This is a genomic window from Bradyrhizobium sp. UFLA05-112 (assembly GCF_053572325.1).
Genome location: NZ_JBANBK010000027.1, coordinates 21,186 through 45,344 on the forward strand (window position 1 = coordinate 21,186; position 24,159 = coordinate 45,344).

Here is a 24,159-nt window from a genome sequence, read left to right on the forward strand (position 1 = left end):
GTTACCTGTCCCCCGCCATCCCCGTCCGGCAACGGTCGCGCGTTTGCTCTGGTGTTCCTGAGGCGTCAACGATCCTCCAGTCCAGATCGCCGATCTTATAGCGCTCCTGAAGCTCGGCAACCTCTCGCGTTGCATCTGACGCGTCGTCCCGCCGGCTGTCGATACGCGCCTGGCGCGTCGCCAGGTCCGCAATCAGAAAGAGCCCGCTCAGAGGGACGTTGCACGCCCGCGCCAGCGCGGCCATCCCGTTCCGCTCAGACTGCTGCGCAAAGACCGCATCGACGATGACGGAATGTCCCTGCGCCAGAACGTGCCGCGCGCGCTCAGTCAGGACATCATAGACCCGCGCGGTGACGTCGGGCTGATAGGCGGATTGCGGCAGCCGGTCCGTTTCCTGGATCTGAAACAGCCGTTTTCGAACGACGTCGCTGCGCAGCACGACGGCGCCCGGCTGTGGCGGGACGAGGGGTGCGAGCATGCGCGCGAGCAGCGATTTTCCGGTCCCCGAAAGGCCGCCGACTGCGATCAAGCGGGGAGCCGGCGGGTTGATCAGCGCCTGGGCCAGCCGAAAATAACGGCGCGCATCCTCGATGATCCCGCTCTCATCGGCGTGAGGCCTCGCCAGCTTCGCGAGCAGCACCTGGGCGCGGATCGCTGCGCGGATGGACATGAACAGCGGAAGCGCGCCGATCGCGTCGTGGTTTTCGGCCTCAGCCGTGACGAGATAGCGATTGAGGATCGCATTTGCGGCCGATTGCTGCTCGTAGTGCAGCAGGTCCATCAGCGTGAATCCGAGATCATAGAGTACGTCGATCGAAGCCATCTCCGGATCGAACTCGATGGCGTCGAACAGAACCGGTTGATTGTCGATCAGCACGATGTTTCCAAGATGCAGATCCCCGTGGCAGCGTCGCACGAAGCCCCGACGTCCGCGATCTCCGAGCAGGTCGCGGACGCGTAGGAATGCGTCATGTGAAGCCCGTGCCAACTCGTCGATCTCGGTCGTCGCGACATGGCTGCCCCGTCGCAGACCCGCGCCATTTCCGTCGATGAGCGCCGGGATCGTTGCAATCCAGCGAGGTGCCTCGACGCGTGCTGCGATCGCATGCGAGGCCGCGATCGCATCCGCGATTCCTGTGGCGAGATGCGCACCCAGCGGGCCCGCTTGTGCCAGGTGATCCAGCGTCCGGTTCTCATCGAAGCGGATCATGTCCACGGCGAACTCGATCGCCCGACCATCTCCTCCAATTCTCAGCGAGCCGTCATCATCCTCCGTGATCGCCACCACGCCCCGGTAGATTTGCGGCGCCAAGGGCTGGTTGATCCTGATTTCCTCCTCGCAGGCCGCCTTCCTCTTCTCCAGCGTCGAATAGTCAAGGAAGGGAAAGCGGACGGCCCGCTTGATCTTCAATGCGCGGTTGCCGTCGAGAAAAACCGAGGCCGCATGCGTATCGATCCGCGTGACGCCGGGCTGCGTGGTCGGATCGGTCAGGAATGCGAAGATCCGTTCCTGGGTCGAAGTGTCCGGGTGAGAGGTCGTCATGTGCCGATATCGTCAAGGCCGCAGCACGGCCGCTCCCAAAATCTGCCCGCCCCGCAACCTGCCCAGAACTTCGTTGGCCTCGCTCAGTGCAAAAACGGTGGTTTCGGTCCGGACGCCGGCCTGCAGCGCAATTTTCAGAAAATCCAACCCATCGTGACGGGTCAGGTTGGCGACGGAAAGCAGTTGCCGTTCCTCCCACAGCAGGCTGTAGGGAAAGCTCGGAATGTCGCTCATGTGAATGCCGGCGCAGACCACGCGGCCGCCTTTGCGGACCGCGCGCAAGGCGGCCGGCACGAGCTCGCCGGCAGGCGCGTAGATGATCGCGGCGTCGAGCGGCGCATCGGGCAGTTCGTCCGAAGCGCCAGCCCAGACGGCACCGAGATTGCGCGCAAAATCCTGCGCCGCGATGTCGTCGCGGCGCGTAAAGGCGTAGACTGATCGCCCCTGCCAAACCGCGACCTGGGCGACGATGTGGCCCGCGGCTCCGAAGCCATAGATCCCGAGCCTTTCCGCATATCCTGCCATCACCAGCGAACGCCAGCCGATCAGGCCCGCGCATAGCAGCGGCGCGATCGCGACGTCGTCGCCATCCTCGCCAAGCGGAAATGCGTAGCGCGCATCGGCAATGGCATCCGTCGCATAGCCGCCGTCGCGGGTGCAGCCGGTGAACAATGGATGATCGCAGAGATTTTCCATGCCCTCGCGGCAGAACCGGCAGGTGCCGCAGGTGTAGCCGAGCCAGGGGATGCCGACGCGATCCCCTAGCCGATGCGTGGTCACGTCAGGCCCGACGAGATCGACGCGGCCGACGATCTCATGACCGGGGACGATCGGATAGCGGATGTCAGGCAGCTCGCCGTCAACCACATGAAGGTCAGTACGGCAGACGCCGCAGGCACTGACCTTCACCCGGATCTGGCCGTCGCCAGGGATCGGGTCCGGCCGCTCATCCATCCGCAGCCGCGCTCGCGGGCCGGGCAACACCATCGCACGCATCAGTCTCTCCCGAACCCATCGCAGGTATCATGTCAATCCTAGAGCATGATCCGGAAAAGTGTGGAGCGGTTTTTCCGAAAAGATCATGCTCAAACAACCACCTAAAGCGCGATGACGATTCCCCAATCTTATCGCGCTTTAGCGTGCGAACGCGGCAAGTCCTTGACGTCCATCAAATCGGCGACTTGCCGGCCGGCGGCTCCCCTTGGCCTTGATAAGGATCAAGGGCCGGGCGGGGAGGCGGTCTATTTTGACCGACAGAGGAGAATCCCGATGCCCATCAAGGACGTCTTGTTGCCGCTTGTTGGTGAGCCGAGCACGTCGGCACTGGCCGCGATCGAGACATGTGTGGCGGCAGCCGCCGATCTCGGTGCGAAGATCACCGCGTTCGCGGTGGAGGAGGATGTTCTCGTCCGGCCGAAAGTCGTGATCTCATCGGATCTGGACAATGCGGCGGAGGCTCATGCCCTGCGCAGTGTGACGGGGGTGCAGGATCTGTTGAATGCATTCAGGATCGCGGCATCCCGCTTGAACATTCGGGCTGACGGCCAGTTGCACAAAGTGGAAGCGGAGGCGATTGCGGCGGCGGTGGCGGAGCGCGCGCGCTACAGCGATCTCACGCTGGTCCCGGTCAAGGCCAACGACAGCCGGTCGGAACACCTCATCGAGCAATTGATTTTCGAATCCGGCCGACCGCTTTTGCTCTGTCCCGAAGCGCATGCCGACAAGCTGCGGGTTGAATTCGAGAACGTCATCATCGCGTGGGACCGTTCCGCGCCTGCGGCACGAGCCGTCGGCGATGCCCTGCCGATCCTCCAGGCGGCGGCCTCGGTTCGGATCATCACGGTGACGGACGACGCGGCCGACGACATCATGAAATCCGGGACCGGCCTCGTCGACCACCTCAGGGAGCACGGAGTCCCCGCGTCCTTTGAAACCGTGAAGATCGACGGCAGCTCGATCGGCAAGGTGCTCGGAAGCTGGGCAAAGGAGCATGCCATCGATGCGATCGTCATGGGAGCCTACCACCATTCCCGCCTGAACGAGATCGTCTGGGGCGGCGTGACCAAGACCGTCATCGGTGAGCCACCCTGTTGGGTTATGATGTCGCATTAGATGCTTCAGCCATCTGTCATGGCCGGGTTCCAAACACGTCGCCCGGCGCCGAGTGAATGATTGCGACATGTCGACCTATCGTCTGAAGAATTTGCTGTCGCCCCGATCGGTGGCACTCGTCGGGGCCAGCCCACGGCACGTGTCGGTCGGTCGTGCGGTCCTGGAAAACATCCGCAAGGCGAGCTTCAAGGGCGAGTTGGGGCTGGTGAACTCGCGCTATGCCGAGATCGCCGGCGTTCCGGCCGTCGACAGTCTCGACAGGCTGCCATTCGTGCCGGAACTCGTTGCCATCACCGCGCCGGCGGGCGAGGTGCCCGGCATCATCGAGCAGGCCGGCCGCCGTGGCTCGGCGGGCGCGCTGATCGTGACCGCGGGGCTCGGGCATGGTCCCGGATCTCTCGAAGAAGCGGCACTCGTCGCAGCGCAAAGATACGGCATGCGATTGATCGGTCCCAATTGCCTCGGGATCATGATGCCCGGCGCGAGCCTGAATGCGAGCTTCTCAGCTCACATGCCCGGCGCAGGCAGCCTGGCTCTGATCTCGCAGTCGGGCGCGATCGCTGCCGGCATGGTGGATTGGGCGGCACAGCGCGGCGTCGGCTTCTCCGGAATCGTCTCGATCGGCGACCAGCTCGACGTGGATATCGCCGATCTCCTCGACTACTTCGCGCTCGACCACAAGACGCGCGCGATCCTGCTTTATATCGAGGCGATCAAGGACGCACGGAAATTCATGTCGGCGGCGCGCGCCGCGGCGCGGGTCAAGCCGGTGGTCGTCGTGAAGTCCGGCCGCCTGGCGCAAGGCGCGCGCGCGGCCGCGACGCACACTGGAGCTCTCGCCGGCGCCGATGCCGTTTACGACGCAGCATTCCGCCGTGCCGGCATCCTGCGCGTGTCCGACCTGCGCGAGCTGTTCGACTGTGCGGAGACGCTCGGGCGCGTCGAATCGCCGAGCGGAAAGCGGCTTGCCATTCTCACCAATGGCGGCGGTATCGGTGTTCTCGCGGTCGATCGTCTCGTCGAGCTCGGCGGCATTCCCGCGCCCATGACGCCGGAGATGCGGCAAAACCTAGACGCGATACTGCCTTCGACCTGGTCGGGCGCAAATCCCGTCGATATCGTCGGCGATGCGGACGCCTCGCGCTACGCGGCTGCGCTCGAAGTACTGCTCGCCGATCCCGGCAACGACGCCGTGCTGGTGCTCAACGTCCAGACCGCGATCGCGTCCGCGTCCGATATCGCGACAACCGTGACTGAACTCGTCAGGAAATACCGCGAGCAGCATCGTAGCTGGGCCAAGCCCGTGCTCGCCGCCTGGGTCGGGGCCGAACAGACAATCGTGGAGACGCTCTCAAGCGCCGGCATCCCCAACTACCCGACAGAGGACGATGCTGTGCGCGGGTTCATGCACCTGGTGCGGCATCGCGAGCTGGTCGAGGAGATCACGCAGGTGCCGCCCGCGATGCCTGACTCATTTGCGCCCGACGTCGAAGCCGCAAGACAAATCGTGAGGGCCGCCATCGCGGATGGCCGTAAATGGCTCGAGCCGGTCGAGATCAAGCGGGTGCTCGAGGCCTACGATATTGCCATGGTGCCGACCTACGCGGCTGCCGATGTCGAGCAGGCGGTCGCTCATTCCAGGGAGATGTTCGCGCAGGGCGCCACCGTCGTACTCAAGATCCTGTCGCGCGACATCGTGCATAAGTCCGATGTTGGTGGGGTCGTCCTCAACTTGACCACACCCGACGCCGTGCGTGCTGCCGCTACCGACATTCTGGCCCGGGCGAGGAAGCTGCGGCCCGAGGCGCGCATTTCCGGCGTCATCGTGCAGGCCATGGTCGTGAAGGCGAAGGCGCGCGAGCTCATCCTCGGCCTTGCCGACGACCCGACCTTCGGCATGGTCGTCGTCTTCGGGCGGGGCGGCACCGCGGTCGAGATCATCAACGACAAGGCGCTGGCGCTGCCGCCGCTCGATCTGCAGCTTGCGCGCGACCTGATCGAGCTCACCCGCGTCTCGCGCCTGCTGCGCGCCTATCGCGACGTGCCGGCGGTCAAGCAGGACGCCGTCGCCATGGTGCTGGTCAAGCTCGCCCAGATGTCCGCTGACATTCCCGAGATCCGGGAGTTGGACATCAATCCGCTGCTTGCCGACGAGACCGGGGTGACGGCGGTCGATGCGCGCGTCGCGGTCGGGGCGCCGCAGCGAAAGTTCGCAGGCTCAGGGCCGGCCAATTTTGCCGTTCGCGCCTATCCGTCGCAATGGGAGCGTCACCTCGAGCTCAAGGAGGGCTGGCGCATCTTCGTGCGGCCGATGCGTCCCGAGGACGAGCCGACCATTCACGAATTCCTGCGGCACGTGACGCCGCACGACCTTCGCCTGCGCTTCTTCGCGCAGATGAAGGAGTTCACCCACCAGTTCATCGCGCGTCTGACGCAACTCGACTATGCCCGCGCCATGGCCTTCATCGCTTTCGACGAGGCGACCGGCGACATGGTTGGCGCGGTCCGCATCCATTCTGACTCGATCTACGAGACCGGCGAATACGCTATTCTGTTGCGGTCCGATCTGAAGGGCAGGGGACTCGGATGGGCCCTGATGCACCTGATCATCGAATATGCGAGATCGGAAGGACTGAAGGTCATATCGGGCGATGTGCTGCAGGAGAACATCGTGATGCTCGACATGTGCCGCCAGCTCGGCTTCGAAGTGAAGCCGGACCCGGTCGAGCCTGATATCTGCGACGTACGGCTGAAGCTCTGAAGCGTAACGTGGCCGCGGAAGCTCGCTCAACGTCTCTCGCTGGCAGGCAGCGTAATCGCATATGACGTAAGCGCTTGGGGCGCTGAAGTTTCCACATTGTCATGGCCGGGCTTGTCCCGGCCATCCACGCCTTACTTTGCAGCCCAAAGAACGTGGATGCCCGGGACAAGTCCGGGCATGACGGGCTCTTGTTACATTGCCCGCAAGCGAGAGAGGAGGGCACGTGTTTCGCGGCAACTATCATTTGCGTCAAGCATGGAGACGTGTGGCCGGCTTGAGGCAGGTCAATCGGGCTGCCATGCGCCGGCCTAGAAACGACGCATGCTAGCTTGGGACCGGTCGTCCCGAGGAGGTGTGATCTTGAACGCTGAACCTTTGTTGGCGGCGATGCCGTCCGGTGACGTGCTCGAACTGCGCCCAGCCGGGCCGTGGATCGCAGCCAATGTCTCGAAGCTCGAATCGCTGTCGCGCTCGGTGAAGGCCGATGTCGACCGGTCGAGGGCCGTGAAGCTGGACATGAGCGAGGTGAGCGAGCTCGATACGCTCGGCGCATGGTTGCTCGAGAAGCTGTCCCGCCGGGGCCCGTCGACGGGCAGCACCGCCGAGATCGTCGGCGTTGCCGACAATTATAGCGGGCTCATGGACGAGGTTCGTCAGGTCAATCGGCACAACCCGACGTCCCTGCCGATACCCAACCCGGCCTTGCTGCGGCTGAACGAGCTCGGCAAAGCCACGGTCGGCGCGCGGGAAGACATCGCGATCTTCCTGCAAATGTTGGGCGCGCTGTTCATGGCCTTGATCGGCGTCGTGCGGCGGCCGCGGTCGTTGCGGCTGACGTCGCTGGTCTATCAGCTCTACCGCATCGGCTGGCAGGCGATCCCGATCATCATGCTCATCACTTTCCTGATCGGCGCGATCATCGCGCAGCAGGGCTTTTTCCATTTCCGCAGGTTCGGCGCCGAGTCATATACGGTGGACATGGTCGGCATTCTGGTGCTGCGCGAGCTCGGCGTTTTGATCGTCGCCATCATGGTCGCCGGGCGGTCGGGCAGTGCCTATACCGCCGAGCTCGGCTCGATGAAGATGCGGGAGGAGATCGATGCGCTCGCGACCATGGGGCTCGATCCGGTCGACGTGCTGATCCTGCCGCGCGTGATGGCGCTCGTCATCGCCCTGCCGATCCTAGCCTTCATCGGATCGATTGCCGCTCTCTATGGCGGCGGCCTGGTCGCCCAATTTTACGGTGACATGGGGCCGGCTATCTATCTCGCGCGGCTGCACGAGGCGATCTCGGTCACCCATTTCGAGGTCGGCATCCTCAAGGCGCCGTTCATGGCGCTGGTGATCGGCATCGTCGCCTGCAGCGAGGGGCTGCGGGTGAAGGGCAGCGCGGAATCGCTGGGCAAGCAGACGACGACATCGGTGGTGAAGTCGATCTTCCTCGTCATCGTGCTGGACGGCCTGTTTGCGATCTTCTTTGCCTCGATCGGAATGTAACGATGGCGGATACGTTACAGGCATTTGCGATCCGCGTCCGCGATCTCGTAGTCGGCTTCGGCCACCAGACCGTGCTCGATCATTTGTCGCTCGATGTCCGCCGTGGCGAGATCCTCGGGCTGGTCGGCGCGTCCGGTGGCGGCAAATCGGTTCTCATGCGCACCATCATCGGCCTGATCCCACGCCGAAGCGGTGAGATCGACGTGATGGGCCAGCCGATCGGCGCGACGCACGACCGCAGCACCCAGAGCGTCGCGAGCCGATGGGGCATCTTGTTTCAGCAGGGTGCGCTGTTCTCATCGCTGACGGTGCGGCAGAACATCCAGTTTCCGCTCCGCGAAAATCTCGTCCTGTCGCAGGAGTTGATGGACGAGATCGCGACTGCAAAGCTCGAGATGGTGGGGTTGCGGCCGCAGGACGGCGACAAATATCCGGCAGAACTATCCGGCGGCATGACCAAGCGCGTCGCGCTGGCACGCGCGCTGGCACTCGACCCGCCGATCCTGTTCCTGGACGAGCCGACCTCAGGCCTCGATCCGATCGCCGCCGGCGATTTCGATGCGCTGATCAAGACCTTGCAGAGGACGTTGGGGCTCACCGTGTTCATGGTCACCCATGATCTGGCCAGCCTTACGACCGTATGCGATCGCGTCGCTGCACTTGCGGACGGAAAGATCGTGGCCATCGGGCCGATGCGCGAGCTGCTTCAATCCGAGCATCCCTGGGTGCGAGCCTATTTCCACGGCAAGCGCTCCCAGATGCTGCAACCTCAGATGAGATGAGACATGGAAACCCGCGCACCCTACGTTCTGATCGGCGCCTTCGTGATGGCTGCGATTCTTGCTGTCTTCGGCTTCATCTACTGGCTGAACAACACCGGCGGTATTGGGCCGCGGACGAGCTACCACGTGCAGTTCCAGGGCCCCGTGCCCGGACTTCTGGTCGGCGCGGGCGTGCTGTTCAACGGCATCCGCGTCGGTGAGGTCGCCGCGCTTGCGCTTGCTCCGGACAATCCGCGCTTCGTCAATGCGACGATCTCGGTGGCCTCCGCCACGCCAGTGCGTGCCGACACCAGGGTAGGCCTGGATTTCCAGGGCCTGACCGGCGTGCCGGTGGTGGCGCTCGAGGGCGGGATGATCGTCGCAAAGCCGGGCGAGATGCCGGTGCTGATCGCAGATGCCGGCGCCGGACAGAGCATGACTCAGGCGGCGCGCGATGCTCTGCGCCGCGTGGATTCGGTGCTCGAAGAGAACTCCGGGCCGCTCAAGGACACGATCGCCAATTTCAAGACCTTCTCGGAAGGGCTTGCGCGCAACACCGGCAAACTCGACGGCATTGTCGCCGGATTGGAGAAGATGACGGGCGGTGGTGCTCCAGCCCAGAAGATCACCTATGATCTCCGTGCCCCGCAAAATATCGGTCCTGTCGGCAAGACCCTGACGGAGGCACTGGCGATCCCCGAGCCGACCGCGGTCGCGATGTTGCAGACACAGCGGATGCTGTTCTCGCCGACCGGCGACTATCCCGGCTTCGCCGAGTTCCTGTGGGCCGACAGCATTCCCAAGCTTCTGCAGGCGAGGCTGATCGACAGTTTCGAGAACTATGACATGGCGCATGCGCCGTTGCGGACGAGCGACATCGGTCAGGCGGACCATCAGCTCCTGATCGACATCAGGCGCTTCCGGATCTCGACCGACGGTGATCCGGTTGCCGAGATTGGCCTGTCGGCGAGGATCGTCGACAAGAACGGCAAGGTGATCGCCTCGCGTCTTCTGGAGGCCAGCGAAAAGCTCGACAAGATCGAGCCGGCCGCCGCAGTCGAGGCTTTCAACGCTGCGTTTGCGCAGATTGCAAAGGAACTGATCGGCTGGACCGTGCAGTCGGTCTAGCCAGCGCTATTCCAGCGTCTTCAGATAAGACAGGAGATCGTGGATCTGGTCCGGATTGAGCTCGAAGGCGGGCATGTCCGGATGGCCGGTATAGATGCCCTCCGCGAGCGCTTCGCCGAGCGTCTCGATCGGGTAGCGTTGATGCAACGTCCGGAATGCCGGAGCGATCTTCAGCGGGCTTTCCAACCTGCGGTCGATGGCATGGCAGCGCGCGCAATTGGCGCGCGCGTAGGCCTTGCCGCGTTGCTCGGCCTTGGAGGCGGCGAGGGCCGGTGTTGCCAGGAGAAGCGCGATCAGGATCTGACGAAGCGTGAATTGCAGCATGAAGGGATTGGTCTCGAAGGGGCCGGCACAGAGAATACGGAGGCGGCGCATCGCAAAATTGATCTGGGTCAACTGCATCTGTGACAAGGCAGTAAAATGCCGAAGCGCGGCAGACTCGGCTTAAGGCCGGAGGCGGGTGCGCCTGGCTGGAGCGATGAATGAAGTCTTCCCTGGTTGCAATCGAACCCAACAGGCACTTCTGCAGGGAGTGCTCGATACGTGATTTCAGCATGTGCGCTTCGCTCGATGCGGCTGAACTCAGGGAGTTCGAGCATCTGGGGCGCCGTGTGCATTTTATCGCCGGCGAGACGGTATTTTCCGAGGAAGACATCACGACATCCTTTTACAACCTTCTCGAAGGTGTGATGAGGCTCTACAAGCTGTTGCCGGATGGGCGGCGGCAAATCGTCGGCTTCGCGCTGCCCGGCGACTTCCTGGGGATGAATGTCTCCGGTCGCCACAACTTCTCTGCGGACGCAATCGGCCCCGTGACGGTCTGCCAGTTTGCCAAGGCCGCGTTCGGCCGTTTCATCGAGGACAGGCCGCATCTCCTGCGCCGTATCAACGAACTCGCCGTGCGCGAGTTGAGCCAGGCTCGCGACCACATGGTCTTGCTGGGACGCCGTTCGGCGGAGGAGAAGGTCGCTACCTTTCTCCTCGGCTGGCGCGAGCGCCTGACACTGCTCAACGGGCCGTCAGGCACGGTGCCCCTGCCGATGAGCCGCCAGGATATCGCCGACTATCTTGGACTGACCATCGAAACGGTCAGCCGCACCTTCACCAAGCTCGAGCGTGTCGGCGTGATCCAGATCCTCCATGGCGGTATCAGCCTGCTTGATCCGGCGCGCGCCGAAGCACTGGCGGCTGCCTGAGAGACCTCTTTACCATGGTGATCGCTGATTTTTGATCGCGATCAAGGACGACGATCGGCGGCCGCGCATACTGCCCAGGTTGATGAAAGCTCAGGGGGGCAGCACCATGCCGATCGATGCGCTGTTGATGACCATTGCCGTTGTGACCGTCTTCGTCGCCTTCGCGGCGGTGTTGGCATGGGCGGACCGCCAAACGAGGCCTAACCAGCTCAAGTCGAACGAAACAGCCTTCAAACATTGAGGCGGCTGAGGTCATAGCCTCATTGGCGTGACCTGAGATGGAGTTGGTGGAAGGTCCATCTTGGCCCTGCGAGGCAAAGGCCGTGCATCGCCGCGCTTATGGTTAATTCGCAACTCAGCATCGCGCGCATCCCTTTGATGCAGCCTGTGGATGCGCACCTTGGGGCGGCGGGAACGCTCCCTTTCCCGGCACTTGCCCTAAAGTGCATATGTGTGGTTTCCGGTTGAAAAGCCCGGTAACGTTGACTACGCAGGAACCCCAGTACCTCGCAGTCTTAGGAGTCCGACGGCGTGCCTCAGGACAAGACCAGCGATCCCCGACAGTCGTCGGGCAACAAGCTTTCGGTGCTGCGCAAGCATCCGATCTTCGCTGATCTGGAGCCGGAGGCGCTCGACCAGCTCTGCCGCTATGCCAAGCACACCACCGTCAAGCGCGGCGCGACGATCGCCGCGAAGGGCGATCCCGGCAACAACCTTTTTGCGGTCATCACCGGAACTGTAAAAATTTCCTCCTCTTCGCCCGATGGCCGAAACGCCATCCTCAATTTGATCGGTCCAGGAGAAATTTTTGGTGAGATCGCGGTGCTCGATGGTGCGCCACGGTCGGCAGACGCCACCGCCAACACCAATTGCGAGCTCTACATCATCGATCGTCGGGATTTCCTTCCTTTCGTGAAGAGCCAGCCTGAATTGGCGATGAAGTTCATCGAGCTGCTCTGCGGCCGGCTACGCTGGACCAGCCAGCAGGTCGAGCAGGTGATCTTGCAGAACCTGCCGGGACGGCTCGCCAGTGCGCTGCTCGGCCTGACCGAGGAGCGCAAGCTCGATTCCGGCAGCGGAACCCTCGCGATCACCCAGCAGGAGATCAGCGAGATGGTCGGCATGACCCGCGAGAGCATCAACAAGCAGTTACGCGCCTGGGCCGCGCGGAGCTGGGTCCGCCTCGAGCATGGCGCCATCGTCGTGCTCGACATCGACGCGTTGCGCGAGCTTGCCGAAAGCGGTCTCGAAGGCGGGTGACAACGTTCGGTGTCATCCGTCGATGATAGCGACGGCTCGCGTCCAGCCCGCCGAAGCCCGTTCGATCTTCACGGGGAAGCAGGAGACGGTGAAGCCCGTCGACGGCAGCTTCTCCAGATTGTGCAGCTTCTCGAGATGGCAGTAGCCGATGTGACGCCCCGCCTTGTGACCTTCCCAGATCAGCTTCGCATCCTTCGTCTCAGCATATCTCTTCGCGGTATGGACGAACGGCGCGTCCCAGCTCCAGCCGTCGGTGCCGGTCAGCCGCACGCCGCGCTCGAGCAGATACATCGTGGCCTCATAGCCCATGCCGCAGCCTGAATTGACGTAGTCGGCGCGCCCGAATTTCGCGCCGGCGCTGGTGTTGACGACGACGATCTCGAGCGGCGATAGCGTGTGCCCGATACGCGCGAGCTCCTTCTCCACGTCGTCGGCGGTCGCCACATGGCCGTCTGGCAGATGGCGGAAGTCGAGCTTGACGCCGGGCTGCAGGCACCACTCGAGCGGCACCTCGTCGATCGTCCAGGCGCGCTCGCCGCGGTTCATGGTGGGATGGAAATGCCAGGGCGCATCGAGATGCGTGCCATTGTGAGTCGATAGCGATACCTGCTCCACCGCCCAGCCTTGACCATCGGGCAGATCCTCGGCCTTCAGCCCGTCGAAGAACTGCAGCATGCGCGGCAGCCCCTGCTGATGATCGATGTACTGGATCGTCGGATGGTTGCCGGGCGGGTCGGCCGGCACGTCATTCTGCAACGGCACCGAGATGTCGATCAGCTTCCGCGGCATGGCATTCCCTCAAGACGGTCCGGTGTGTCGGGCATCTTGGGGGGCCTCCATTGGCCACGTCAAGTGACGCGCCGGCGACGTCAAGTGACGCGCTGGCGAGGTCAGGGGACGCGCCGGCGACATCAAGCCAGCCCGCCGAAGGCGAGTCGCGGCCAGGTGCATCGATGCAACTCTTGCATTGATCGATGCCGTATTTGGCTTGGACAGGGAATGCCGCCCGCCCTAGGGACGACAAGGGCGACTTCGCGCTGATGCAGCGCGTCCGCTCAGGGACGGGACGACCGTCTCGACCGAACCTCTAAGCCGCAACCAATAGCGGTCGAGCATAAGACGAGAGGAACATCCATGGGTACATTGAGCATCGTTACCACGCGCTGCGCCGGCCGGGGCCTTCGATCCCGCCGCAGCACCACGGCGGGGAGGTCATGAACGGCGACCTTCGCGACGCCGAGGACTTCGCGGCCGCGATGATGAAGCAGCCGAATCCGCCCGAATCCCTCGCACACAATGCTACCAAGGTGGTGCGCTTGTGACGCTTGACTTCGCACCTGAAGAGGAGCGCCTTAAGGCGGCCCGCAGCACCTGCGCAACGACGACATAATCAATTGAGGAGGAAAGACCAGATGAAGACACTAACCGGCATCATCACGGCCGTTGCGCTGGCGGTCACAGCGCCCCTGGCGACCGCACGCGATTTCCGCTCCGCCGACGTACACCCCGCCGATTATCCGACCGTCGAAGCCGTCAGGTCAATGGGCAAGGAGCTCGCAACGGCGAGCGGTGGGAAGCTCGGCGTGAAGGTGTTTCCAAATGGAGCCCTGGGCTCTGAGAAGGACACCATCGAGCAGCTCAAGATCGGCGCGCTCGACATGATGCGGATCAACGCATCGCCGTTGAACAACTTCGTGCCGGAAACCATCGCGTTGTGTCTGCCATTCGTCTTCCGGGACACGCAGCACATGCGCAACGTTCTCGACGGGCCGATCGGCGATGAAATCCTGGCCGCGATGGAGCCCGCGGGTCTCATCGGCCTTGCCTATTACGACAGCGGCGCGCGCTCCATCTACACCGTCAAGGCGCCGATCAAGTCGCTCGCGGACGTCAAGGGCCTGAAGATCCGCGTCCAGCAATCCGACCTTTGGGTCGGCATGATCCAGAGCCTCGGGGCCAACCCGACGCCGATGCCGTATGGCGAGGTCTATACCGCGCTCAAGACCGGTCTGGTTGACGCCGCCGAGAACAACTGGCCCTCTTACGAATCGTCGCGGCATTTCGAGGCAGCCAAGTTCTACAATGTCACCGAACACTCCTTGGCGCCCGAAGTTTTGGTGATGTCTAAGAAGGTCTGGGACACGCTGAGCAAGGAGGATCAGGCGATGATCCGCAAGGCGGCCAAGAACTCGGTGCCCGTGATGCGCAAGCTCTGGGACGAGCGCGAGCAGGCCTCCCGCAAGACCGTCGAAGCGGCCGGCGTTCAGGTCGTCACGATCGCCAACAAGCAGGAGTTCGTCGATGCGATGAAGCCGGTGTACGACAAGTTCGCCGGTGACGAAAAGCTGAAGAGCCTCGTCAAGCGTATCCAGGACACGAAGTAGGAAGAACGCGTCGGCTTCCGGCGTCGCCGAGCGGCGACGCCGGACCCTCGCAAGGAGGCGCGGGAATGACAGACCCACACGTCGCAAGCCACGAGCCGGAAGCGGCGGCACGTCCGTCGACCGGCTTGCTGTCGCGGATCAATGCCGTCATCGCTCGTATCGGTATGTATCTATCCGTGAGCGGCCTGCTGGTCATCGTCACCATCGTTTTCTACCAGGTGTTCGGACGTTACGTGCTCAATTCCAGCCCGACCTGGACGGAGAACCTTGCGCTGGTTCTCATCCTCTATGTCACGCTGATCGGTGCCGCCGTCGGCGTGCGCGATGCCGGACACATCGGCATGGACAGTCTGCTGGTGATGCTTCCGGATCATTTGCGAGAGAAGATCGAGCTGGTGATCCACGTTCTGGTGGCCTTGTTCGGCATTGCGATGGTCTACAACGGCTGGATCCTCGGGGCGTCGGTCGGCACCGTGAAGATCCCCAATCTCGGCCTTCCTGAGGTCGTCCGCTACGTACCGCTGATCGCCTCCGGCGTCCTGATCGTCTCCTTTTCAATCGAGCACATCATTGCTCTCCTGCGCGGCGAAGAGGTCGTCCCCTCATGGAATTGATCATTCTCGGCGCCACCTTCTTCGGCTTCCTCGTCCTCGGCGTCCCGGTCGCGTTTGCGATCGGCCTCTCGGCCATTTGCACCATCCTCTACGAAGGCCTGCCGGTTGCCGTCATCTTCCAGCAGATGATGTCGGGGATGAACATCTTCTCCTTCCTCGCCATACCGTTCTTCGTCTTCAGCGGTGAGCTGATGCTGCATGGCGGCGTCGCCGACAAGATCGTGCAGCTTGCCAAGAATCTCGTCGGACACATCCGCGGCGGGCTCGGCATGTCGAACGTGGTCGCCTGCACGCTGTTCGGCGGCGTATCCGGCTCGCCCGTGGCCGACGTGTCGGCGATGGGCGCGGTGATGATCCCGATGATGAAAAAGGAAGGTTTCGACACCGACTACGCCGTCAACGTCACCACCCACGCCTCGCTGGTCGGAGCGCTGATGCCGACCAGCCACAACATGATCATCTATGCCCTGGCCGCCGGCGGCAAGGTATCGATCGGCGCGCTGATCGCCGCCGGCATCCTGCCAGCGCTCGTGCTGATGGCGTGCATGCTGGTCGCCGCTTACGCGGTCGCGGTGAAGCGAGGCTACCCGGCCGGCAAGTTCCCGGGTTGGGCCGAGGTGTTCCGCTCGCTCGCGGCCGCGCTGCCCGGCCTTCTGATCGTCGGCATCATCCTGGCGGGCATCCTGTCCGGCGTCTTTACTGCAACCGAATCTGCAGCCGTCGCAGTCACCTACACGATCCTGCTGACGTTCTTCATTTACCGCACGATGACCTTGCAGAACTTCCTGCGGGCCGCGGCCAAGGCGGTGAAGACGACGGGCGTAGTGCTGCTGCTGATCGGCGTCTCCACCATGTTCCAGTATCTGATGGGACTCTACGAGGTAGCCGACCTCGCCGGCGACATGATGAATAAGGTGTCCTCGGAACCCTGGATGATCTTCCTGCTCATCAACGTCATCCTGTTTTTGCTCGGCACCTTCATGGACATGGCGGCGACCATCCTGATCTGCACCCCGATCTTCCTCCCGATAGCGATGAAGGCGGGCATGGATCCCGTGCAGTTCGGCATGCTGATGTTGATCAACTGCGCCCTGGGGCTGAACACCCCGCCGGTCGGAACGACGCAGTTCGTGGGCTGTGCCATCGGTGGCATCTCGGTGGGCGCGGTGATGCGCACCATCCTGCCGTTCTACGCCGCGCTGATCGCAGCGCTCATGTTCGTGACCTACGTCCCTGCTTTCTCGCTCTGGCTGCCGCGTCTGCTGATGGGGTACAAGGGGTAGCCGCAACAGGGAGAGGCTATCCGTGACGGACTATCGCAAGCTGTTCGATCTCACCGGCAAGACCGCGGTGGTGCTGGGTGCCGGATCGGGCATCGGCAAGTCGTCGGCCGAGGCGTTGGCCGGGCTCGGTGCCCGCATCGTCTGCGCCGATCGTGCGCTGGACGCAGCGGAAGCGACCGCCGCCGGCATTCGCGACAAGGGCGGCTGGGCTGAGGCGGCTGCGTGCGATACTGCGAGCGCCGCCGATGTCAATGCGCTGGCCGCGACCGTGATGCAGAAATTCCCGCGGCTCGACATCGCGGTGACGACGCCGGGGTTGAACATCCGCAAGACCATTCTCGATTATACCGAGGAGGATCTCGACCGCGTCCTCAACCTGAACGTCAAGGGCACCGTCTGGTTCTTCCAGGCCTTCGGCCGTATCATGGTCGAGCAGAAGGGCGGCAGCATCATCGCCTGTTCCTCGGTGCGTGCTGTCACCATCGAGCCCGGTCTTGGCATCTACGGATCGACCAAGGCGGCGATCGGTCTCCTGGTGAAGGGCTTTGCCTCCGAGGTCGGGCATGCCGGCGTTCGCGTCAACGCGATTGCGCCGAGCATCGCCGAGACCGCGCTGACCGGCCCGTTCAAGCAGCGTCCCGACATCTACGATCTCTATGCCCGGCATACCGTCTTCAACCGCTGGAGCAGCGCCGACGAGGTCGCGACTGCCGTGGCCTATCTCGCCTCGGATGCCGCAAGCTATGTCAGCGGCAGCACGTTGTTCGTCGATGGCGGCTGGACGGCCGTCGACGGTCCGCCGACCGGTCTCACGCAGCTCAGCAAATAGCGCGAGCGCCTTTATCTAAAGCGGAATGGCTTTATTCAGAGTGAGCCGAGGACTCGGATCACCTCTCCCGAAGGGAGAGGTGGACTTCCAGGCGATCGACGGAACTTGATCTCATCAGGACTTAGCCGCAAAGCCCACACGCCGGCGCAGCTCTCTCTGATCTCCGTCGGTTAGCAGTTCGATCAGCACGCGCGCCGCGGCGACATGTGCCGCGCGCGTCGTGACACCCGCCGTATACATCGTCGCGAGTTCGTGCCCCGGCGGGAGCGAGCCGGACAGCACAGTCCCTTCAGTCGCGATGATTTCGGTCGCCTGCGTGCATCCGATCGGCCGTTTGGCATCGGATGCCGCGAGCTGCCGCATCGCGGTCGCGCCGTTCGGAAAGATTCTGAGGCGTGACGCGACCTCGCCGGCGATGCCGAGCCGCTCCATCACCATGGCGACGTGAATTCCGGCTGTTGAGACCTTGGTGTCGGGGACAAAGATTGCATCGGCCGCGCGCAGCGCGTCCCGCAGGTCGGCCTCGGTCTTGACGGTGACCTCCGGGTCGTTGGCGCGGACGGCGAGCGCGGTCTCGACGACGCCGACATCGGCGATTGAAGTCGGATCGACAAGCTTTTCGTCGGCAAGCCTGGTCACGAGCGTGCGCGTCAGGATGACGATGTCGGCCGGCGCGCCTCCGCGCAATCTGTCGGCCATCAGACCGACCGCGCCGAACTGACCTTCGATCCCACAGCCTGTACGCGCTTTGAGGTTCTCGGCAAGCCGGGCGACCAGGCCCTGCGCCGCGCCGCCGCTCAAAATATGGATCGCCGTCACGATACAAGCTCCATTGCTGCGATCAGCCTGTCGCGCGTGATCGGCAAGTCGCGCACGCGGACGCCGAGGCAATCGAACACCGCATTCGCAATCGCGGCCGTCACCGGACCATGCGCGGCTTCGCCGGCGCCGACCGGCGCGACCTCCGGCCGCTGGATGACCTCGACGTCAACGGCGGGCACCTCGCTGAAGGTCAGGATCGGATAATCCGTCCAGGACGTGGAGGCGATGTGCGTGCGGTCGAAGCGGACGCGCTCCTTCAAGACCCAGCTCGTGGCCTGGATCGCGCCACCCTCGATCTGGTTGATCACACCATCCGGATTGATGGCCTCGCCGACATCGACCGCAAGCGTCAACCGCTTGACACGTATGTCGTCCTCGCCCGCGATTTCGGCAATCGCCGCGCAATAGGCACCGGTGTTTTTGTAGCGCGCGAAGCCGATGCCATAGCCGGTCCCGGCCTGCTTCTCCGGCTTCCAGCTCGCTCGCTTTGCGACGGCGCGGATCACATCCTTTGCCCGCTCGTCGCGCAGATGGCGCAGCCTGAACTCAACCGGGTCGTCACCGCTGATGGCCGCGATCTCGTCGAGCATGGACTCGATCGCGAACACATTGCCCTGGGCACCGAGCGTCCGTAGCGCCGAGGTGCGGACGGGCATGGTGAGGAGGCGATGGCTTTCGATCGTCCAAGCGGGCAGGTCATAGAGCGGAACGGAATTGCGGTCGCTGCCTCCGCCATTGGCCGCCGGAGGATCCGACGAGATCAGGCGCGGATAGGGCGTTGCGAGCTCGGTTGCCGCGAGCAAGGCAGGCTGCGCCGCGCGTCCCGGCCGCGCGGTATGGCCGTTGCTCCAGATCGCGTGCCGCCAGCCGACGATCTCGCTATGCGCGTCGAGATCCGCCTCGATCTCGATCGCCATCGCCGCACCGAACGGCGCATGCGACATCTCATCGTGCCGCGACCATTGCACCCGCACCGGACGTCCGCCGGCTGCTCGTGCCAGCAGCACCGCGTCGAGCGCAACGTCATCGGCCGCATTGTGGCCGTAGCAGCCGGCACCCTCCATGTGTTCGACGGTGATGCTCTCGGCCGGCAGCTTCAGCACGATCGCAAGGTCGGCACGCAGCATGTAGACGCCCTGGCTGTGCGTCCAGACGTGGACGCGATTTCCCTCCCATTGCGCCATCGCGCAGGACGGAGCGATCGAGGCGTGCGCGATATAGGGACGCGTGTATTGCCGGTGGATCGTGCGCGCGACCTGCTTCGGCGCGGCTGCGGTTTTGCTGTCGATGATCCTCGTCTCGACCGGCTGGCTCTTCAGGAACCCAGCCAGGTCGTTCTCGTCCGGCAGCAGCTCTCCCGCCGACCAGGACGCGCCCTTCCGCAACGCTCTCGACGCGGTCTCGGCGCCGTCCTCGGTCTCGCTGACGACGCCCACAAAGCTGCCGTCTCGTACGATGGCAATGAACCCGGTAACCGCGCGCGCTGCCGCTTCGTCGAGCGTGACGAGCTTTCCGCCCGACACCTCCGCTCGAAGCACACGACCATGCAGCATGTTCGCCAGCGGCGTGTCGTGAATGAAGCGCGGCCGCGCGAACACCTTGTCGGGGATGTCGATCCGTTGAACGGACTGTCCGGCAACGCGGCGCGCAGCGGTCAGCTTCGCGATCCCTTCCGCCGTCGCGTTGCGATCGAGCGAGACCTCGCCGGCGAGCTCCCAATAGCTGGTCCGGACATTGCCCGGTCCGGACATCGTGCCATCGTCGATGTCGAGCGTCGACGCGTCGACGCCGAGCCGCTCCGACGCCGCTGCGAGGAACAATCGGCGCACCTCGGCGCAGACCTGGCGAAGCGCGCGGCCCGATTGCTGGATCGAGAGGCTGCCCGAGGTCACTCCTTCGTTCGGGCTCGCGCCCGTCGAGGCGCGGATCATCGCGATCCGGCCGATATCGACATCGAGCTCGTCGGCTGCGATCTGCGCCAGCGCCGTGACGATGCCCTGGCCGATCTCGACCTTGCCCGGGGAGATCGCAACGCGCCCGTCGGGCGTGAATTTCACCCATGACGACAGGCTTGGATTGGCCGCCAGGCTGGGCGGCAATTGCGGTGCATGGGGCGGCGTGCTCATGGCGGGGCCATTTCCGATGCTGCGCGCAGCACCGCCCGCACCATGCGGTTCTGCGAGCCGCAGCGGCAGAGGTTGCGATCGAGCGCTTCACGGATCTCCGTTTCCGTCGGCGTCGTATTGCGTTTCAAGAGGGCTGCCGCGCTGATCAAAATACCCGACACGCAATAGCCGCATTGCATCGCCTGTTCGGCGACGAAGGCGCGCTGTAGCGGGTGCGGGTGCTCGGGCGTGCCGAGACCTTCCACGGTCGTGACCTCCTTGCCGGCCACCGACCACAGCGGCATGTCGCAGGAGGCGAGCGCGTGGCCATCGACCATCACGTAGCACGCGCCGCATTCATTGGCGCCGCAGCCGAAATGGCTGCCCATGAGGCCAAGCTTGCCGCGTAGCACTACGAGCAGCATCTGATCCGAGTCGGCGTCGATCGCGGTGTCGGAGCCGTTCAGACGAAATCGAATCGTTGGCATGACCGGCGACGACCTCAGGACTTGTCGAACTTCTTGACGACGTCTGCCCATTTCACGATGTCGCCGCGCAGGAACTTTTCGAATTCGTCCGGCGTCATCGCCATCGGTATCGCTCCCTGTTCGGTCCATAGCTTGACGATATCGGGCCGCTTCACCAGTGCAGTTACAGCGGTGTTGAGCTTGTCGATGACCGGTTTCGGCGTACCCGCCGGTGCCATCAGGCCGAGCCAGATGGTTGCCTCATAGCCGGGCACGCCGGCTTCGCCGGCGGTCGGAACGTTCGGCAGCACTGCGGAGCGCTGCTTGCCGGTGGTCGCGAGCGCACGCACCTGGTTCTCGGTCACGTTGGGCGCCATCGCGGGGACAGCGTCGATCATCATCTGCACCTGTCCGCCGATCACGCCGCTGCGCGCCTCGCCGCTGTTGCGATAAGGGACGTGCACGACGTCGATCCCTGCCATTGCTTTGAACAACTCTCCGGCCATGTGATAGGGCGTGCCCTGGCCCGATGACGCGTAGTTCAGCTTGCCCGGCTGCGATTTTGCGAGCGCAATGAATTCCTGGAGCGACTTCGCCTCGACCTTCGGATGAACGACGATGACGAGATCGGAATAGTTAACCGGCGCGATCGGCACGAGGTCGCGCATCAGATCGTATTTGCGCTGCGCAGGCGTCAGCAGCGATTCGTTCGCGGTCTGGGTGTTGGACATCATCAAGAGCGTGTAGCCGTCGGCCGGCGATTTCGCGACCTCCGATGTGCCGATGACGCCGCCGGCGCCCGTCCGGTTCTCGATCACGAAGGGCTGGCCAAAACGTTCCTGCAGCACGTTCCCGATAAGCCGCGCTGCAACATCCGCGGGGCCTCCGGCGCCGAAGGGGACGATGATCCGGACCGCATGTGCCGGATAGTCCTGCGCGAAACCGCGGGGCGCAGAGAACAGGGCGAGCAGCCCGGCCAATGCCAGCACCAATCTTGGGCTCGTCATGCCCGCCTCCCTGACGTCGTTCTTGTTGGCGCGCACTGTAGCGACAGGCCAAGCCGCATGTCGACGCCTCACAAAGTCGACTTGGCCGGGAATCCTGGCCGGGAATATTGCGCGGTTTCCGGTGTGGCCGCGGCCCCGGCCCCGGAACAGGCCGGGTCGGCCCCTGCTATTTGCATGGGCAATCCCGGATAAATGCGCTCGGCTGGCCGGTAGTTTGATGTTACGAAGTTGCCCATGAACCAGCACGCCAAGATCGCGATCCGACACTCCACCTGTCCGCACGACTGCCCGTCGGCCTGCGCGCTCGACGTCGAGGTCATCGGGGGCCGGAGCATCGGTCGCGTCCGCGGCTCGAAACAGCAGACCTATACGGCGGGCGTCGTCTGCGCCAAGGTCGCGCGTTATGCCGAGCGCATCCATCACCGCGAGCGGCTGATGTATCCGATGCGCCGCACCGGGCCGAAGGGCTCGGGCCAGTTTGCACGGATCTCCTGGGGCGAGGCGCTGGACGAGATCGGGCATCGCTTCAACGCGGTCGAGCGCGAATTCGGCGCCGAGGCGGTCTGGCCCTATTACTACGCCGGCACCATGGGGCTGGTGATGCGCGACGGTCTCAACCGCCTCACGCATGTGAAGAAATACTCGCGCTTCTATTCGACGATCTGCGCCAACGTTGCGCGCGTCGGCTTTGCGGTGGGCGCCGGCAAGATCGCCGGCGTCGATCCGCGCGAGATGGGTGTCTCCGACCTCGTGGTGATTTGGGGCACCAACCCCGTCAACACCCAGGTCAATGTGATGACGCACGCCTCCCGTGCCCGCAAGGAGCGTGGCGCGAAGATCGCCGCCGTCGATATCTACAACAACGACACGGTCAAGCAGGCTGACATCAAGATCATCCTGCGTCCCGGCACCGATGGCGCGTTCGCCTGCGGCGTGATGCATGTCTTGTTCCGAGATGGCTATGCCGACCGCGCCTATATGGACAAGTATACCGATTGTCCCGGTGAGCTCGAAGCGCATCTGAAGACGCGCACGCCGGAGTGGGCGTCCGCAATCTGCGGCGTTCCGGTCGCCGAGATCGAGGCCTTTGCGAAGGCGGTCGGTGAGACCAAGCGGACGTTCTTCCGCCTCGGCTATGGCTTCAGCCGTAGCCGCAACGGCGCGGCCCAGATGCATGCCGCGGCCTGCATCCCCGCGGTGACCGGCGCCTGGCAGTATGAAGGCGGTGGCGCCTTCTTCAACAATTACGCGCTGTGGCACTTCGACGAATCCATCATCGAAGGCCACGAGGCGATCGATCCCTCGACACGCGCGCTCGACCAGTCCCAGATCGGCCGCATCCTGACCGGTGATGCCGAGGCCCTGCACGGCAAGGGTCCGGTCAAGGCGATGTTGATCCAGAACACCAACCCGGTGACGGTCGCGCCGGAGCAGGTGCGGGTAGCCCAGGGTTTTGCACGTGAGGATCTGTTCGTGGCGGTACACGAGCAGTTCATGACCGAGACGGCGCAGATGGCCGACATCGTGCTGCCGGCGACCATGTTCATGGAGCACGACGACCTCTATTACGGCGGCGGCCACCAGCATATCTCGGTCGGTCCCAAGCTGATCGACCCGCCCGGCGAGTGCCGGTCCAACCACGAGGTGTTGCAGGCGCTGGCGCCACGTCTTGGCGCCAACCACCAGGGTTTCGAGATGTCGCCGCGCGAACTGATCGACGCGACGCTGAAGTTGAGCGGCCACGGCGATATCAAGGCGCTCGAGGCGGATATCTGGCGCGATCTCCAGCCGGATTTCCGCACCTCGCACTTTCTTGATGGTTTTGCGCACGCCGACAAGAAATTCCACTTCAAGGCCGACTGGGCGCATCCGCCGTTCGGTCTGATGATGGGCGATTTCGACAAGATGCCGCCGCTGCCGGATCATTGGGCCGTGATCGAAGAGGCCGATCAGAACCATCCGTTCCGTCTTGCGACGAGCCCCTCGCGCAGCTTTCTCAACACGACCTTCAACGAGACGCCGTCCTCGCAGGCCCGCGAGGGCAAGCCGAGCGTGATGGTCCATCCCCAGGATGCTGCCGCGCTCGACATTGCAGAGGGCGATGCCGTGACGCTCGGCAACACCCGCGGCGAGACGACGCTCATTGCGACGCTGTTCGCCGGTGTGCAGCGCGGCGTGCTGATCGCGGAGTCCGTCCATCCGAACAAAAACCACGTCGGCGGCCGCGGCATCAACGTTCTGACCGGTGCGGACACGATCGCGCCGATCGGTGGCGCGCCGTTCCACGACAACAAGGTCTGGCTGAAGAAGGCCGTGCCCGCCTGAGGCGCGAGTTTCTGCCACCATCGCGGTGCAAAGTTGTGTCGAGGCGCTAAGCAGCGACATGTCGG

General features: G+C 63.9%; 21 protein-coding genes. 13 read left to right on the forward strand and 8 right to left on the reverse strand.

What is annotated here, in order from left to right:
* Position 1: 1 nt before the first annotated feature.
* The gene (locus SO180_RS17660; RefSeq protein WP_449380111.1) at positions 2-1,543 is read right to left on the reverse strand and encodes a bifunctional aminoglycoside phosphotransferase/ATP-binding protein; all 1,542 of its coding nucleotides are present in this window, start codon (positions 1,541-1,543) and stop codon (positions 2-4) included.
* Positions 1,544-1,555: 12 nt separating this feature from the next.
* The gene (locus tag SO180_RS17665; RefSeq protein ID WP_449380112.1) at positions 1,556-2,539 is read right to left on the reverse strand and encodes a zinc-dependent alcohol dehydrogenase family protein; all 984 of its coding nucleotides are present in this window, start codon (positions 2,537-2,539) and stop codon (positions 1,556-1,558) included.
* Between the two features lie 273 nt (positions 2,540-2,812).
* On the opposite strand from SO180_RS17665, the gene SO180_RS17670 reads away from it, so the two are divergent.
* The 5 genes from SO180_RS17670 (at position 2,813) to SO180_RS17690 (ending at position 9,802) form a co-directional block, all read left to right on the forward strand.
* The gene (locus SO180_RS17670) at positions 2,813-3,655 is read left to right on the forward strand and encodes a universal stress protein (protein ID WP_449380113.1); all 843 of its coding nucleotides are present in this window, start codon (positions 2,813-2,815) and stop codon (positions 3,653-3,655) included.
* A 67-nt stretch (positions 3,656-3,722) separates the two neighbouring features.
* Positions 3,723-6,416: a bifunctional acetate--CoA ligase family protein/GNAT family N-acetyltransferase gene (locus SO180_RS17675; protein ID WP_449380114.1), complete on the forward strand. Its 2,694-nt coding sequence runs from the start codon at positions 3,723-3,725 to the stop codon at positions 6,414-6,416.
* A gap of 360 nt (positions 6,417-6,776) precedes the next feature.
* Positions 6,777-7,913 (forward strand): ABC transporter permease, encoded by a 1,137-nt coding sequence (locus tag SO180_RS17680; RefSeq protein ID WP_449380115.1) that lies wholly within the window; start codon positions 6,777-6,779, stop codon positions 7,911-7,913.
* Between the two features lie 2 nt (positions 7,914-7,915).
* Positions 7,916-8,695 (forward strand): ABC transporter ATP-binding protein, encoded by a 780-nt coding sequence (locus SO180_RS17685; RefSeq protein ID WP_449380116.1) that lies wholly within the window; start codon positions 7,916-7,918, stop codon positions 8,693-8,695.
* Positions 8,696-8,698: 3 nt separating this feature from the next.
* The gene (locus tag SO180_RS17690; RefSeq protein ID WP_449380117.1) at positions 8,699-9,802 is read left to right on the forward strand and encodes an ABC-type transport auxiliary lipoprotein family protein; all 1,104 of its coding nucleotides are present in this window, start codon (positions 8,699-8,701) and stop codon (positions 9,800-9,802) included.
* Positions 9,803-9,808: 6 nt separating this feature from the next.
* Here the strand turns inward: SO180_RS17690 and SO180_RS17695 are convergent, their stop codons facing one another.
* Complete coding sequence (locus tag SO180_RS17695; protein ID WP_449380171.1) at positions 9,809-10,126, reverse strand: c-type cytochrome; 318 nt, start codon at positions 10,124-10,126, stop codon at positions 9,809-9,811.
* 158 nt (positions 10,127-10,284) lie between these two features.
* Between SO180_RS17695 and SO180_RS17700 the strand changes: the two genes are divergently transcribed.
* The 3 genes from SO180_RS17700 (at position 10,285) to SO180_RS17710 (ending at position 12,258) form a co-directional block, all read left to right on the forward strand.
* Positions 10,285-10,998: a helix-turn-helix domain-containing protein gene (locus SO180_RS17700; protein WP_449380118.1), complete on the forward strand. Its 714-nt coding sequence runs from the start codon at positions 10,285-10,287 to the stop codon at positions 10,996-10,998.
* 31 nt (positions 10,999-11,029) lie between these two features.
* Complete coding sequence (locus SO180_RS17705; protein ID WP_449380119.1) at positions 11,030-11,239, forward strand: hypothetical protein; 210 nt, start codon at positions 11,030-11,032, stop codon at positions 11,237-11,239.
* 290 nt (positions 11,240-11,529) lie between these two features.
* On the forward strand, positions 11,530-12,258 hold the full coding sequence (locus tag SO180_RS17710; protein WP_449380120.1) for a Crp/Fnr family transcriptional regulator: 729 nt from the start codon (positions 11,530-11,532) through the stop codon (positions 12,256-12,258).
* Positions 12,259-12,270: 12 nt separating this feature from the next.
* Here the strand turns inward: SO180_RS17710 and SO180_RS17715 are convergent, their stop codons facing one another.
* Positions 12,271-13,047, reverse strand: a complete 777-nt coding sequence (locus SO180_RS17715; RefSeq protein WP_449380121.1) for a cyclase family protein — start codon at positions 13,045-13,047, stop codon at positions 12,271-12,273.
* Positions 13,048-13,670: 623 nt separating this feature from the next.
* Between SO180_RS17715 and SO180_RS17720 the strand changes: the two genes are divergently transcribed.
* From SO180_RS17720 to SO180_RS17735, 4 genes are all read left to right on the forward strand, one after another.
* A complete protein-coding gene (locus SO180_RS17720) occupies positions 13,671-14,642 on the forward strand; it encodes a TRAP transporter substrate-binding protein (RefSeq protein WP_449380122.1) in 972 nt (323 codons plus the stop codon).
* 65 nt (positions 14,643-14,707) lie between these two features.
* Complete coding sequence (locus tag SO180_RS17725) at positions 14,708-15,256, forward strand: TRAP transporter small permease (RefSeq protein ID WP_449380123.1); 549 nt, start codon at positions 14,708-14,710, stop codon at positions 15,254-15,256.
* Entirely contained in the window at positions 15,247-16,539 is a 1,293-nt protein-coding gene (locus tag SO180_RS17730) for a TRAP transporter large permease (protein ID WP_449380124.1), read from the forward strand. The genes SO180_RS17725 and SO180_RS17730 overlap by 10 nt, the downstream gene beginning before the upstream one ends.
* A gap of 22 nt (positions 16,540-16,561) precedes the next feature.
* Positions 16,562-17,368, forward strand: a complete 807-nt coding sequence (locus SO180_RS17735) for an SDR family NAD(P)-dependent oxidoreductase (protein ID WP_449380125.1) — start codon at positions 16,562-16,564, stop codon at positions 17,366-17,368.
* Between the two features lie 114 nt (positions 17,369-17,482).
* Here the strand turns inward: SO180_RS17735 and SO180_RS17740 are convergent, their stop codons facing one another.
* The 4 genes from SO180_RS17740 to SO180_RS17755 are packed head-to-tail and all read right to left on the reverse strand — an operon-like array spanning position 17,483 to position 21,769.
* Positions 17,483-18,187, reverse strand: a complete 705-nt coding sequence (locus tag SO180_RS17740; RefSeq protein ID WP_449380126.1) for a molybdate ABC transporter substrate-binding protein — start codon at positions 18,185-18,187, stop codon at positions 17,483-17,485.
* Positions 18,184-20,316: a xanthine dehydrogenase family protein molybdopterin-binding subunit gene (locus SO180_RS17745; protein WP_449380127.1), complete on the reverse strand. Its 2,133-nt coding sequence runs from the start codon at positions 20,314-20,316 to the stop codon at positions 18,184-18,186. Before SO180_RS17745 ends, SO180_RS17740 begins: the two co-directional genes overlap by 4 nt.
* Positions 20,313-20,783, reverse strand: coding sequence for a (2Fe-2S)-binding protein (locus tag SO180_RS17750; RefSeq protein ID WP_449380128.1), 471 nt, complete (start codon positions 20,781-20,783; stop codon positions 20,313-20,315). The genes SO180_RS17745 and SO180_RS17750 overlap by 4 nt, the downstream gene beginning before the upstream one ends.
* A gap of 14 nt (positions 20,784-20,797) precedes the next feature.
* Positions 20,798-21,769 (reverse strand): tripartite tricarboxylate transporter substrate binding protein, encoded by a 972-nt coding sequence (locus tag SO180_RS17755; RefSeq protein ID WP_449380129.1) that lies wholly within the window; start codon positions 21,767-21,769, stop codon positions 20,798-20,800.
* Between the two features lie 234 nt (positions 21,770-22,003).
* Between SO180_RS17755 and SO180_RS17760 the strand changes: the two genes are divergently transcribed.
* Positions 22,004-24,094, forward strand: coding sequence for a molybdopterin-dependent oxidoreductase (locus tag SO180_RS17760; protein ID WP_449380130.1), 2,091 nt, complete (start codon positions 22,004-22,006; stop codon positions 24,092-24,094).
* Positions 24,095-24,159 lie beyond the last annotated feature (65 nt).